We start from the raw sequence: 13312 nt of genomic DNA on the forward strand, positions 1-13312 counted from the left end.
ATTGATAGATAGTCCCGCCTAACCAACTTTCATTAACTGGCAAGTACTCCCAACTGGTGTATTGATCGCCCTTATCTATATCAAACCAACTCACAGTAACATTGAGTGCAGACAAAGCAGTCTTGCCCGTTTCATTTAGCCACCAGGCATCTCGATACAAAAACTTATCCATTAACTGATAGCTTGATTCTGTGATCGGACAATGATCTGTTTCTTTAGGCCCTTCTAGGAGACGATCACCTTTCATCAATACGCACTGAGATGAAGTTTCGCTGCCATTAAATGTTTTCTTTATCCATACTCCGGAGTAATCAATAAAACTCTCTTTACGCTTCGGATAAATAAAAGTCACACCTTCAGCAACATTGTTGTGTTCAATATGTTTTTTTTTGCCTAGCCCCTGAGATTTCTCCATTAAAAGATGCGTTTTCTCATCATAATTTATGGCAATAGAACGATATTTCCAATCGCTACCATCTTGTCGATCGTCAATGTAAAAGCCATTTAATTGATATTGTCGACAGCCCTGGCTAGCACAACTTACTAGGCCTCGTCCACCACCAAATTCACTGAGTGGGCTGACTACTACCTTCTGGTCGTTATTAGGATCAAGCTGGCACCCTTTGAACCTATCGCCTATTGAAGGATATTCAATGATCGTGTCATCTGTTATCTCAAAAACCGTTTTGCCTATCGGCGCGTGGTAATAAGGATTCCTTAGTTGGTCAAGATTAATGGCGCAGATATTTCCTTTATAGTCTCTTTTCTTGACGGTTTCATAGATGAACACTGTATCTTTCCCATCAAGCACTTTATGCTCTGAAGCAAATCTATCCTTAATATACTCGTGGCTTTTTTTAAGGTGACGAGCAGCTTCTTCGATGGATACAAATGCAAGTTGAAACTCATCCAGATGACTATCTAAGTAGCTTAAGTCAAGATTGTTTAGTGTGTTTATTAGCCCAGTATTGTTCCTCACACTGTCATCAATCGTGATGTTATTACGGTTATTTGGTGTACTATCCAGTGACATCAGTAAGCGAGTAAGATTAATACTTCTACTTGGCTGAGTGGAAATATTATTAGGAGTCACAATTTCTTGACCTGAAATTGTACTAATTAAAGCTCCGCGGTTATCTTGACCTAAATAAAATTTAACAGCGTCACCCTCGTCATATTCAAATCGACCTTTATCCGTAAAGCCTTGATGCCCCGAGGATGTTTCGTAATATAAACCTGTAACAGGAGCATCAATAAAATAGCCACTTAATTGCGGCTCACTTTGCGCTGGCAGTATCACACTCATGTAGGATAGTAAAAACAGTGTAATTTTATTTTTCATTTTTTGAAGTACTCGGATGAGGGACCATCATAGCGACAATTAATTTTTGTTTAACATCATCAGAGACATGGGGATTTGCAAGAATTTGACGACGAGAAAGATCTAACATCACCTCAAAACTAATCGGGTGGTCGTACGTTTCTTTACCATGAAACATCAACTGTGTCAGATGCATAACCAGCTCTTCAGATGCCTGTTTTTCAGAATAAAGCTGCTGATTTTTTTTCACTAACACTAGGCTAAACACAAACGCAGACACGACCAACACGATCGATAAAAATAGAGGGATAGGCCGTCGTCGTACTAAACAGCGTAATCGATAGAGCCAATTATCTTGCTTAACAGAAATCGGCTTTTTATTCATCACATGAATAACGTCATTACGAAGCTGGTTGACAGTCACGTAGCGATTATCTGCCTCTTCTTCTGTCGCTTTAGTAATTACCAATGCCAACTCTTGATTGGGCTTTTTACCGTCCGCAGTCAGTAGAAATGCTAACAATTTGCCTAATGCGTATACGTCTGTTTGTTGGGTAAGGTATTCGCCACGTTTTTGTTCAGGGCTTGCATAACTCTCACTGTAGGCCAACACACCATCATCACTATCAGGGCTTGGATAGCATTCAAGTTTTTGTGTGAGGTTAAAGTCGATAATTTTGGCCTGTCCGTCTCTATCAATCAGGATATTATCCGGCTTAATATCACCATGAATCATTTGGTGGCGATGCGCATGCTCAATCGCTGAGCAAATCGACACAAACAAGGATAGTCGTGCCTTTTGCGACGTTGGCTGCGTTGCTATCTGCTTTCCAAGCGTGCATCCATCCACATACTCCATGACAATATAAACACACCCGTCACTGATCCCGCCATCAAACACCTTTGCGATACAGGGGTGACTTAAACGCGCCAACATCTGTGCTTCTTTGAACAGAGAATTTCTACCGATAATAGGGTACAAAGAGGGGTGGATACACTTTATGGCAAGTTCTTGTTCAAACGTACTATCATCGCGATAAGCGCGATACACAACCCCCATTCCACCGCGGCCAATCTCCTCACCGAGACGATATTTATCCAACGTAGTATTCGGTTCAAACAGCTGTGATGCGATGAAAGATTGAGCCCCATCTGACCAAATTTGGCTCAGCAATGGCTGTGTATCGCAATGATAGAATGGCAAGAGTTGTGCGTATTGAGAGGGAGACGTGACTTTCAACCGACTTAACCATACTTCCTGTTCTTCCTCGGACAAATCGAGAAAATCATAAACAAGCTGCGTCTCAGCCCCACTAAATTGCACAATAATCGACCAAGCCTATGAATTTAAGTGGTTATTCTAATTATTTGCAGAATTATTAAAAGTTAATTCACCCCAACGCCAACCAAAATCCGACCCCGATCATCAGGGTGCCGGCGATTCGGTTCAGCATTTGCACATTGCCCTTTTGCTGCAAAAACTGACGCAAGGTACGCCCACCGCTGGCATACAGCATTAAACAACTAAATTCCGTGCAAAGGATGATCAACACCAGCACGCTCAACTGGCTGGGGAGTGACATCGCAGGGTTAATAAACGGCGGCAACAGCGAGATCATAAACGCCCAACCTTTTGGGTTGGCAATGGCGGTCACAAAGCCTTGCGCAGCCAACGACAATGCTGAGGCTTCATTGGCGGTATCGTCATCCTCATTTGGGATCGCCATCTTGCCGCGAGAGCGCCACATTTGCACACCTAAATACGCCAAGTAGGCACCACCGACATATTTAAACACCTGAAACACCGCGGGATAGTTCAGCATCACCGTCGCCACACCAATGACAGAGGCGATCGCTACCAGCCCCACGCCGATAAGCTCGCCCCACATCATATGTAAGCTACGCTTAACGCCAATTGTCATGCCAAGGGTCATCGATAATGTCATGCACATGCCGGGCGTGACCGACACGAAAAAAAAGGTAGGGATGAACAGCGTCAGCATGGTGGTATCAATTAAAAGCGGAGACATAAAAACAACAGTCTTAACAGTTAGGTACGGAAGCTGTCAGTTAACGCGCTTTGCCTGCAGAGATCAAGCCCTTCGCTCACTTTATAACCGGACGGTTAGACTTATTGCCATTTGGACGTCTAGAAGTAAAAATATCCATTGACTTGTTTTTAACGAACCCATAGCATCAATAACCAGAGAGACCCGACAGCCAAGGTGCAAGGCGCTGGACAGCTGCGAGATGTCATAAGATTTATCGCTAAGGACATGTGATGATTGAGATAAAACAACTCAACAAGGTATTCGAACTCGGGGAGCGCCGAATTCATGCCCTTAAAGACATCAATTTATTTATTCCGAAAGGAAAAGTGTTTGGTGTGATTGGCGCCTCTGGCGCGGGCAAAAGCACGCTGATACGGATGGTTAACCTGCTTGAGCGCCCAACCAGCGGCTCAGTGACCGTGGGCGGCGTCAACCTTACTGCGTTGCCCAACCGTGAGTTAACCCAAGCGCGCCGTAAAATCGGCATGATCTTCCAACACTTTAACCTGCTATCGTCACGCACCGTGTTCGACAATATCGCCCTGCCGCTGGAGCTCAGTGGTACGCGCCGCGATGAGATTGAAACGCGCGTCAGCGAGTTGCTCGATTTGGTCGGCTTGGCCGATAAGCGTGATGTGTATCCTGCTAGCCTCAGTGGTGGACAAAAGCAGCGTGTCGCTATCGCTCGCGCGCTGGCACCAAGCCCAAATGTATTGCTCTGTGATGAAGCAACCAGCGCGTTGGATCCGGCCACCACCCAATCAATTTTGTCGTTGCTGCAAACCATTAATGAAAAGCTCAACCTCACCATTTTGCTGATCACCCACGAAATGGATGTGGTGAAGCGCATCTGTCACGATGTGGCGATTATTGGTGATGGCGAACTGGTTGAGTCTGGCCCCGTAGGCGATATTTTTGCTCATCCTAAATCCGAGTTGGCGAAAAACTTTATTCGCTCCACCTTGGATTTGTCGGTGCCACATGACTACGCCCAACGCTTACAAAAAGACTACTTTAAAGGCAGCTATCCGCTGGTGCGTCTAGAATTTACAGGCGCCACCGTCGACGAGCCACTGATCAGCCAGATGTCGCGCTTATTTAATATTGATATCAGCATCTTAAGTTCTGACATTGATTACGCCGGCGGCGTGAAATTTGGTCTACTCTTGGCGGAGATTATGGGCCCGAAAAGTGCTGTTGATGATGCGATTCACTACCTAAACAAACACCATGTCGCCACGGAGGTACTTGGCTATGTCGATTGATGCGTTAACCCAATGGATTGGACAAAACCAAGCACTGATTGAACTGCTGGCCGATGCCACCGGCCAAACCATTTACATGGTGTTGGTCTCCGGATTGCTTGGCTTTGTATTCGGGATCCCACTTGGCGTGCTGCTGCACATCACCAAAAAAGGCGGACTGAAAGCACAGCCACGGGTTAATCAAATTTTGGGCGCCGTCGTTAACATCGGCCGTTCCATTCCGTTTATTATTTTGTTGGTGGCAATCATCCCATTCACTCGCTTTGTGGTGGGCACCTCCATCGGCACCGCGGCAGCCATTGTGCCGCTTACGGTCGGCGCGATTCCATTTATTGCGCGTTTGGTTGAAGGGGCGCTTTTAGAACTGCCCGCAGGGTTGGAAGAAGCCGCAAAAGCGATGGGCGCAACCCCAACCCAAATCATTTACAAAGTGCTGCTGCCCGAAGCGCTACCGGGGATCATCAATGGTGCCACCATCACCTTAGTCACCTTGGTGAGCTATTCAGCCATGGCGGGTGCCGTCGGCGGTGGCGGCCTCGGGGACGTGGGCATTCGCTACGGTTATCAGCGCTTTGATACCACCGTCATGCTGATCACAGTTGTGATGCTGGTCGTGCTGGTACAAGCGATTCAATCATGCGGAGATTACTTAGTGCGTCGCACAAATCACCGCTAAACACCCAAACACATAAACACAACATTTGTCCCAGCCACTTGGGATGCCACACGGCCACAAGTGGTGCGGGACTACCGTCAAAACGGATACGTTTTTTAAAAGGGAGACAGACAATGAAAACCACGATTAAAACACTGCTTGCCACACTTGGACTGGCCTCAACCCTTGCCCTTACCGGCTGTGGAGAAAAAGAAGCTTCCGTGCAAGACAACAGCAAAATCACCGTTGGCGTCATGGCCGGTGAAGAAGCACAAGTGGCCGAATATGCAGTTCAAGAAGCCAAAAAACTCGGCCTTGAGGTGAAGCTCATCACCTTTACCGACTATGTGTCCCCTAACGCCGCCCTCGCCGATGGGTCTGTGGACGTGAATGCCTTCCAGCACAAACCGTACCTCGACGCACAAATCAAAGACCGTGGCTACGAGTTTGCGATTGCAGGCAACACCTTTGTGTATCCGATTGCGGCCTACTCTTACAAACTCGATAGCGTGGCCGATTTGCCTGAAGGCGGCAAAATTGCCGTGCCTAACAACCCATCGAACCTTGGCCGTTCGCTGGTATTGCTGGAGCAGCAAGGCATTATCAAACTTAAGGAAGGCTCTGGCATTAACGCCACCAAACTGGATATCGTTGAGAACCCGAAAAACGTGGAAATCATCGAGCTAGAAACCCCACAACTGCCTCGCTCACTGGAAGATGTGGACATTGCGATCATCAACAACACCTTTGCCGCGGGCGTGGGCCTAACCCCAAGCAAAGACGGTTTGTTTGTTGAAGACAAAGAATCGCCTTACGTGAACCTGATTGTGGCGCGCAAAGACAACGTAGACGCTGAAAACGTGAAAACCTTTGTTAAAGCCTACCAAACCGACGCGGTTTACAACGCCGCAATGGAAGTTTTTGACGGCGCAGTGGTAAAAGGCTGGTAAGACAGTCCGTTCACCACACTAAAATGCTCAAGCCCGCTCTGAAAAGTGCGGGCTTTTTGCTATGAAGTAATAATACTGCGCGTCGATTGAATAGAAGCGTAGCGATCACCCAACGCTGCCATTGATACTGCATGCACAGAGCGTTCATCAATAGTGCTTCCTTGATGATCTGGCAATGAGCGTGACGCACAGGCATCTTCACAAACGATCACTTCATATCCTCGTTCTAGAGCACCAATCGTCGTTGCCATAACGCACATATGACTCATAAAGCCTGCAACCAAAATTTGAGTACAACCGGTTCGTATCAAGGCACTTTCAAGCTCTGTATTATAAAACGAGCTAGGTAGCATCTTGTGTATCACCTTCTCGCTGGAAATAGGTGTCAAACAACTGACAACATCAGACAGCTCACTATCACAGTTAAAGATGGGGGAGCTTGAACTTCCTTTATGTAAAACATGAAAAACCGGAACAGACAGGCGGCGTGCTTTATCAAGGATTTTTTGGGCATTAAACAATGCTTTTTCTCCGGATTTTCCTAAAGGCAAGGCACCGTGTATATATTCATTCTGATAGTCGATAAAAATAACCGCTACACTTTCCCAATTGACTTTACAGTTACTCGCTCCGGCAATATCTCTGAGTGTTTTAATCTCATTCATCGTCTTTCTCCTCGAAAACTAAGCCAATTATATCCACCTGCCGAAACGGATTAAGTGCTATTGATGCACATGGGATGTGCAAAAATGCTTATCAGTGAAGCGTTAGTCTTTGACTTACCTATTTTTGATATAGCGAGGGGTATGGAAAGCAGCTAAATCATGGTTTGACATATCTTCGCTACTTAATCCATTACAATTTTCTTTGACGTGGAGGCATGCGTTCTTTTCGAGGAAAGCATCCAAATATCACGTTTTATGGGTTGTTCGGGCTCCAAAGTCACTAAAGGGCTGGAGCGAAGTGTTATTTCGGGTAATAGCGCAACACCATAGCCAAGCTCTGCTGCCTTTTTCTGTAGAGATACAGTATCAGCCTGGAATCGAATTGACTTAAGGCCATGCTTTTCTATTAAAAATTGACACTCTCTTAAATGGCTCAGCTCAGAGGTATAAGTGACAATATTCACTGGCTCACCGTTTTTCAATCTCTCAATCCAAAACGCGTTTCCTGCAATCAGAAAGGAGCATTCTCCCACTTTTTTACATATGGACTCTCCTTGCTTAGGTAGTCCCATTCTTAACGCAATATCAACCTCTTGCTTCGATACATTCAGATTCCTAGTCGATGTATCTACTTCTATTCTCAGTTCTGGAAAACGGTATTGAAGACTTTTTAGTTGCTCAACGAGCATGCTCTCAGCTAAAAATGGCACCATCGAAATCTTCACCGACTGGTTAAAACGAGCGTCTGGAGAAATTGACTCCGATAATCCATCAACCTCATCTCTCACAATCACAGAGCGCTCATAGAGTAATTCGCCCTCTATTGAGGGCGTAAATCCATCTCCAGTACGATCGAAAAGGTTGATTCGTAACGCGTCTTCAAGCCGATTAATACGCCTTGAAATCGTCGCATGGTTTACATTTAACCTCGCTGCTGCGTCACTGACCTTGCCTGATTCGTAAAGCGCCAGAAAGTACTTTAAATCGTCCCAATTTATCACCGCTAGGCTCTCCTAAAGATCAGGTAAAAATGCAAACCGAATAAAGGCATCTAACTACGCACCCTAACACATAAAAACCTAAACATATGATATTGCAACCCAAACCGGTCTTTCACGAGAAACGCTCTACCGCACACTCAGCCCAAAAGGCAATCCTAACCTCAAGACACTGATGGCGATTGTGGATGCGTTAGGTGACTCATTTGATCAACAACGCCGATAGAAAGCCACCTACACAACAGAGTGAGCGGTGGCTTCACTATTATTAGGCAAGCAGAAATTTATATCCCAGCGAGAACATCAAAAGGCTGAGTGAGGCTGAAATGGTTCTACGTATCAGTTTTGGCCCGTACTTCATCGCCGACGAACTACCAACGTGATTGCCGATCAAATTCATTGCTACCAAAGGCAATGCCAGAAGGTACAGCACGTGGCCTGCAATCATAAAGGCAATAAGAGCACCAATATTGGATGCAAAATTAAATAGCTTGGAAGTTGCAGACGCAGCCACCAGTTCAAATCTGAGTAAATAATGCAGTGCTAATATCAAGAAGCTGCCTGTTCCTGGACCAAAAAAACCATCATAAAACCCAATTACAAACACCGCAGCAGGTACACCAAACAAGAGTACGCCTTTGCTCACAGGCTTTTCCGTTTCTTCACTTAGTTTTCCTTTTGGAAGAAAGGAAAAGATGATCCCTACCGGCAGCATCGCCAAGATAATTTTACCAATCGTCTCTGGGTCAAAATAGAGAATGGCCTCTGCCCCGACATAGGCACCAAGTAAACCAGCGGGTATCCCTGTTGCCACTGCAGTCCAAATTACTTTTTTATTTCGAATGAAATTGCGTATTGCTGCGATAGTACCTAATGTGCTGACAACTTTTTCTTGTCCAAGAGCTAATTGAGGTGGCAGTCCAGCAAGGATAAAAGATGGAACTAAGATTAATCCTCCACCGCCTGCTACTGAGTCAATGAAACCGGCCGCAAAGGCCGATACCATTAATGCTATTAGTATTAAAAGTGTAATGTCGTTACCAAAGAGTTCCATACTGAAAATTCCTGTCGAAGTTATCGATTGTAGACTTTGAAAAGTGCAGACGTATCCATACGACCCAAACCTTGTTGCTGTAGGGATTGATATTCACTATCTACTTTTTCTGTTAACGGAAGATCAATACCCATCTTATTTGCTTCATTAAGGCAAATGCTGAGATCTTTGTGCATCCAGTCAATTGCAAATCCAAAATCGAACTTATCTTGCGACATAGTTACGGTTCTGTTCTCCATTTGCCATGACCCCGCCGCACCATGCCTTAACACATCAACTAACTGGTTTATATTTAGACCTGCTTTTTTTGCCAGAAGGAGGCCTTCGCTTAGCCCTTTCAACACGCCTGCAATACAGATYTGGTTGACCATCTTACTGCGCTGCCCTTGGCCATTTTTTCCCATTAAAGTTGATTGCTTACCATAATTTTTCATCACGGGCTCTACGTGTTCAAAAACAGTTTGCTCACCACCACACATAATTGTAAGAGCTGCGTTTTCAGCTCCAGCCTGCCCACCTGATACTGGAGCATCAATAAACGAAATATTCTTTTCCATACAGACTTTGGCTAATTCTTCTGCAAGCTCTGCAGATGTTGTCGTGTGGTCAACCAAAACAGAACCTGGGACCATACCAGCGAGTACTCCGTCTTCGCCATATACAACACTTCTTACATCTTCATCATTCCCCACGCATAAAAATACAATGTCACAGTTTGTCGCAGCTAACCGAGGAGTTGGCTGATATTCACCGGAAAATTGTTGAGCCCATAGCTTTGCTTTGCTTTCTGTACGATTAAACACTTTGGTCTTGTGCCCTGCTTTTGCAAGATGACCCGCCATTGGAAAACCCATTACACCTAAACCAATAAAAGCGACGTTGTTTGATTTCATATTATTTTCCTTAATCTTTTCCAATATGGTTAAATTCTGGGCTGGCTGGAACGATACGCTCTAACGTACTCATCCCAAACATGCGAGCTAACCAGCGGTCTGTACCATCTGATCTAGATTTAAACCCTTCGCGACTATGTAGAAGCCGTTGATTTTTTATTATCAATAAATCACCTGGTTGATAGACCACGTATTGTTTTAACGACTCATTTTTTAACTGAGCCTCCAGCATAACTAGTGCTGCTGCGGCACTCTCGGTAAGAGGAGTGGTATTTTCCTTGTCATAACGACATAACATCACACCGTCTTCGCTAATTACTAAAATAGGAAGACGGCTCGAACGAGACTGACCGAATGAATCAGGCCGGTTAATACGGAAGTTAGATTGGCATAATTCGTTGACTACACCGCGGCTCAGTTGAGCAATCAACTTATCCAATAGAATAAAATTTGATCGAACCTTGAGATCGGAACGCAATGCCATCAGTGATAAAAATTCAGGACAGCCACTTCGTTCTGTAACGGGCTCACTTGATAATGGTAAATCTGGGTTGTCTACATGATGACCAAAGGTAAAAGTGGAGCCATGAGATAACTTTTCATTTAGAGCATTGAGTGCAGGTACCACATGTCTAAATAAGAATCCTTTATTTTCACTTTGGTATGAGACTGGTTCAACCTTAGCCAATTGATATATCCCAATATGGATTGCGCTAGCTAAAGGAGTTTTTGATGGGGGAACATACCCGTTGTAAGGTGTCGCACATAAATTACTATCAACAGGTAAACCACGGACAATCAGGGCGCATTGATCATCATCTGACTTAAAGTCCTGAATAGCATTGATTACTTCATCATTAAGACTGTGTTTGACTACGTTCCCAAGCCACTCTCTTACGTTAAGCCACTCATTGTCCTCTCGAAACCGTAAATTACTGAATGCTCTTTTTAGCTTATTTGTAGCGTTGTATGATACATGTACTTCTTGAACACTTTGCTTTTTAGGTGTCTCTAACACTTCTTTTTGCATTTCTTAAGCCTGATTTGATGTTGTCATTGCTTTTATTGAGTTATCTCAATTTTGTTTTATATGTAGACTATTGCCGAAAATGACATATGTCAATAGAGTTGGTGTGTTTATTTAAAAGAGTCAAAAACCAAAAGACAGATGTTATAATCGATTGAAAGTGAGGATTGTCCCAAGAGGTAGGGAGAGCGTTTTAGTTGATTTTTGTTTAATTTTTGGTTTTTAAAATGTTAACGATATGTATATGCAAGCATATTTTAATCAAGTATTGTTGGCATAAATTGTTTAATTATCGAACGATCATTTGGTTGGTTGATGGTAGACAAATCTAATTATCAGCAAGTTACAGTTAACAATAAGCTAATTAATTCGCTTTCCATATCCTAGGAGTCCCTTTGTGAATAATAGTAAGTTCATTCGTATAGCTGAAGCTATAGAGCAGAAAATTGAAACAGGTGAGTTCCCGCCAGGCTCAAAGCTACCCACCCATCGTTTACTCGCTGACGAACTTGGAACGACGCCTGCTACCGTTGCAAAAGCTTATAAGTTGCTTAACAACAGAGGGTGTTTGGAGTCATTTGTTGGTCGTGGCACGTTCGTGAGAGCAAACTCGGAACTTGATAAAGCCATACAAGCCCCCGATGAAGAAACACACTTTAACTTCTCAATACTTCAACCTTGCCTAGAGAGAAATGTACCTGCATTGAAGAATGCCTACCGGCAATCCGCGGAGTTACTGACCCCTTCTGAAATTGGATATGTTGAGAGCTCTGGACATAAGGCCCATAGGGCGGCCGGTGTCAAATGGGCGAAACAGTACGGTTTAGAGGGGGGAAACAACGATAATATGTTACTGACGAATGGGGCGCAGCACGCTTTATCTTTACTCGTTGACACTTTGACTAAGCCAGGTGACACGATTCTAGTCGAACGACTCACCTATCCAGGTATTTTGGCAATCGTAAATATGTCTGACCGTCATGTGATTGGTGTGGACCTTGATGAGTATGGTTTATGCCCACAAGCTTTAGAGGTTGCAATTGAAGCACATCAAGCTGCAATGGTAATAGCAATTCCTAGTCATCAGAACCCAACAGGGATTTCAATGCCGGAATCCCGAAAAAAGGAAATAGCACGAGTTATCAATGATAAGAAAGTTTGGCTGGTTGAAGATGATATTTATTGCTTTTTAGATGATGAGCCAGTTCCTCCAATAGCTAATTTTTCCCCAGATTATACGTTCCACATTTCTGCGTTATCTAAGGCAATTAGCCCTGCGATGCGTTGTGGTTACTTAAAAGCCCCAGACAGTCAGATAACGGCTCTCAATGCAAATATTCGAACTAACATTTGGCTTGCGTCTCCAATTAATTTTATTGCAGCGACATTGTTAATTGAATCTGGTGATGCTTTTCGGTTAGCAGACCAACAAAGGAAAGTTGCACATAAAAGGCAGAAAATGGTAAGGGAAATTTTTACTTCCATTGATTTTACGGCCTCTGGGTACCATATTTGGCTACCATTACCTGCCCATTGGCAGGCGGATCGATTTGCTATGGAGGCAAAAAATCGAGGGGTAATAGTTACCAGTGGTAGTTACTTCTGCGCAAACAATGGAAGTACTCCACATGTGAGATTGTCTCTGATGTCAATCGGGAATGAGGCTCGATTGAGAGATGGCTTGAATCAGCTCCAAAGATTATTGAGTTCTGACATTAATAGTTTTTTTCCAAACTAAAGGGGCGCTATTTCCTAAATCATTGAACTTATCACTCTAGCGGCGAGCATGTCAGTGCTGATGGCGCTTATGATACCAAAGCCTACAATCAAGTGCTCAAGAAAAAAGGCATTAAACCGACCATTCCACCACGCAGCAATGCGGTTACTGGGAGAACGGCCACCCTCGCAATGCAGCCGTCAGCGCCTTACAGTCGGGTAACTTGGAAGACTGGAAACGAGAAAAGGGTTATCTCCAAAGCTCTCTGTCAGAAACTGGGATGTATCGATACAAAAAATTACTCAGCCCTAAGCTGACTCTGCGTAATTACAATGCACAAGCAGGCGAAGCCTTGGCCAACGTGAAAGTGATGAACAAAGTCATAAGACTTGGTATGCCAGTTAGCTACCGCCTTTATTGATGGAAAAATCCAAATTGGATCAGTGTGTTAGGTGAATAATTTGATCAGCAACGCCTATGAAATGAGTAAGCCCACACTAAACAATGCGGACTTTGAGGGCGTTGTTTCCTAAATCATTGAACTTATCATCCGAGCCGCGATCAGATCATCAACGCCTCAAACAGGTCACCGATGATGAGCAAAGCCAAGTATAAAATCAGCAATTGGAAGCAATACAATCAAGCACTGATTAATCGTGGTTCGATTACCTTTTGGGTTGATGACGCCGCTATCCAGACTTGGCACTGCAAAGAGC

The 13312-nt window shown here is 44.3% G+C and carries 14 protein-coding genes and 1 pseudogene; 7 read left to right on the plus strand and 8 right to left on the minus strand.

Going from position 1 to position 13312, the window contains the following annotated elements; all coding sequences use genetic code 11:
- The 3 genes from BZG82_RS14900 to BZG82_RS14910 all read right to left on the minus strand — a co-directional run.
- Positions 1 to 1342: NUMOD1 domain-containing DNA-binding protein (locus BZG82_RS14900; protein ID WP_077766200.1), on the minus strand; the 1342-nt coding region annotated here is incomplete at its 3' end.
- Positions 1332 to 2645: a serine/threonine protein kinase gene (locus tag BZG82_RS14905; protein ID WP_077661808.1), complete on the minus strand. Its 1314-nt coding sequence runs from the start codon at positions 2643 to 2645 to the stop codon at positions 1332 to 1334. The genes BZG82_RS14900 and BZG82_RS14905, both read right to left, overlap by 11 nt.
- Positions 2646 to 2712: 67 nt before the next feature.
- Complete coding sequence (locus tag BZG82_RS14910) at positions 2713 to 3351, minus strand: LysE family translocator (RefSeq protein ID WP_077766201.1); 639 nt, start codon at positions 3349 to 3351, stop codon at positions 2713 to 2715.
- Between the two features lie 251 nt (positions 3352 to 3602).
- Between BZG82_RS14910 and metN the strand changes: the two genes are divergently transcribed.
- From metN to metQ, 3 genes are all read left to right on the plus strand, one after another.
- Complete coding sequence (gene metN, locus BZG82_RS14915; protein WP_069589335.1) at positions 3603 to 4637, plus strand: methionine ABC transporter ATP-binding protein MetN; 1035 nt, start codon at positions 3603 to 3605, stop codon at positions 4635 to 4637.
- Positions 4627 to 5313, plus strand: a complete 687-nt coding sequence (locus BZG82_RS14920) for a methionine ABC transporter permease (protein ID WP_077661809.1) — start codon at positions 4627 to 4629, stop codon at positions 5311 to 5313. Before metN ends, BZG82_RS14920 begins: the two co-directional genes overlap by 11 nt.
- 113 nt (positions 5314 to 5426) lie before the next feature.
- Positions 5427 to 6242: a methionine ABC transporter substrate-binding lipoprotein MetQ gene (gene metQ, locus BZG82_RS14925; RefSeq protein ID WP_077766202.1), complete on the plus strand. Its 816-nt coding sequence runs from the start codon at positions 5427 to 5429 to the stop codon at positions 6240 to 6242.
- Between the two features lie 59 nt (positions 6243 to 6301).
- On the opposite strand, the gene BZG82_RS14930 is transcribed toward metQ, so the two are convergent.
- On the minus strand, positions 6302 to 6907 hold the full coding sequence (locus tag BZG82_RS14930; protein WP_077766203.1) for an isochorismatase family cysteine hydrolase: 606 nt from the start codon (positions 6905 to 6907) through the stop codon (positions 6302 to 6304).
- Positions 6908 to 7089: 182 nt separating this feature from the next.
- Positions 7090 to 7908: a LysR family transcriptional regulator gene (locus BZG82_RS14935; protein WP_077766204.1), complete on the minus strand. Its 819-nt coding sequence runs from the start codon at positions 7906 to 7908 to the stop codon at positions 7090 to 7092.
- 91 nt (positions 7909 to 7999) lie between these two features.
- Here BZG82_RS14935 and BZG82_RS16690 point away from each other — a divergent pair, with 91 nt between their 5' ends.
- Entirely contained in the window at positions 8000 to 8131 is a 132-nt protein-coding gene (locus tag BZG82_RS16690) for a helix-turn-helix domain-containing transcriptional regulator (protein ID WP_077479703.1), read from the plus strand.
- A 42-nt stretch (positions 8132 to 8173) separates the two neighbouring features.
- Here the strand turns inward: BZG82_RS16690 and BZG82_RS14945 are convergent, their stop codons facing one another.
- The 3 genes from BZG82_RS14945 to BZG82_RS14955 are packed head-to-tail and all read right to left on the minus strand — an operon-like array spanning position 8174 to position 10882.
- Positions 8174 to 8959 (minus strand): TSUP family transporter, encoded by a 786-nt coding sequence (locus BZG82_RS14945; RefSeq protein WP_077479674.1) that lies wholly within the window; start codon positions 8957 to 8959, stop codon positions 8174 to 8176.
- Between the two features lie 20 nt (positions 8960 to 8979).
- Positions 8980 to 9852 (minus strand): NAD(P)-dependent oxidoreductase, encoded by an 873-nt coding sequence (locus tag BZG82_RS14950; RefSeq protein ID WP_077479675.1) that lies wholly within the window; start codon positions 9850 to 9852, stop codon positions 8980 to 8982.
- 10 nt (positions 9853 to 9862) lie between these two features.
- The gene (locus BZG82_RS14955) at positions 9863 to 10882 is read right to left on the minus strand and encodes a TauD/TfdA family dioxygenase (RefSeq protein WP_077766205.1); all 1020 of its coding nucleotides are present in this window, start codon (positions 10880 to 10882) and stop codon (positions 9863 to 9865) included.
- A gap of 394 nt (positions 10883 to 11276) precedes the next feature.
- Between BZG82_RS14955 and BZG82_RS14960 the strand changes: the two genes are divergently transcribed.
- The 3 genes and pseudogenes from BZG82_RS14960 to BZG82_RS16245 form a co-directional block, all read left to right on the plus strand.
- A complete protein-coding gene (locus BZG82_RS14960) occupies positions 11277 to 12617 on the plus strand; it encodes an aminotransferase-like domain-containing protein (protein ID WP_077766206.1) in 1341 nt (446 codons plus the stop codon).
- A gap of 92 nt (positions 12618 to 12709) precedes the next feature.
- Positions 12710 to 12913 (plus strand): hypothetical protein, encoded by a 204-nt coding sequence (locus BZG82_RS16775; RefSeq protein WP_443216487.1) that lies wholly within the window; start codon positions 12710 to 12712, stop codon positions 12911 to 12913.
- Between the two features lie 278 nt (positions 12914 to 13191).
- A pseudogene (locus BZG82_RS16245) lies at positions 13192 to 13312 on the plus strand (IS5/IS1182 family transposase); the annotation flags it as partial.

This window comes from Salinivibrio sp. PR5 (genome assembly GCF_001996085.1).
Classification (GTDB): domain Bacteria; phylum Pseudomonadota; class Gammaproteobacteria; order Enterobacterales; family Vibrionaceae; genus Salinivibrio; species Salinivibrio proteolyticus.

What these genes read in the sequence shown, in the direction of transcription:
- BZG82_RS14910 (WP_077766201.1), bottom strand. Translation starts at nt 3,351, where the DNA reads ATGTCTCCGCTTTTAATTGATACCACCATGCTGACGCTGTTCATCCCT.
- BZG82_RS14945 (WP_077479674.1), bottom strand. Translation starts at nt 8,959, where the DNA reads ATGGAACTCTTTGGTAACGACATTACACTTTTAATACTAATAGCATTA.
- metQ (WP_077766202.1), top strand. Translation starts at nt 5,427, where the DNA reads ATGAAAACCACGATTAAAACACTGCTTGCCACACTTGGACTGGCCTCA.
- BZG82_RS14930 (WP_077766203.1), bottom strand. Translation starts at nt 6,907, where the DNA reads ATGAATGAGATTAAAACACTCAGAGATATTGCCGGAGCGAGTAACTGT.
- BZG82_RS14920 (WP_077661809.1), top strand. Translation starts at nt 4,627, where the DNA reads ATGTCGATTGATGCGTTAACCCAATGGATTGGACAAAACCAAGCACTG.
- BZG82_RS14955 (WP_077766205.1), bottom strand. Translation starts at nt 10,882, where the DNA reads ATGCAAAAAGAAGTGTTAGAGACACCTAAAAAGCAAAGTGTTCAAGAA.
- metN (WP_069589335.1), top strand. Translation starts at nt 3,603, where the DNA reads ATGATTGAGATAAAACAACTCAACAAGGTATTCGAACTCGGGGAGCGC.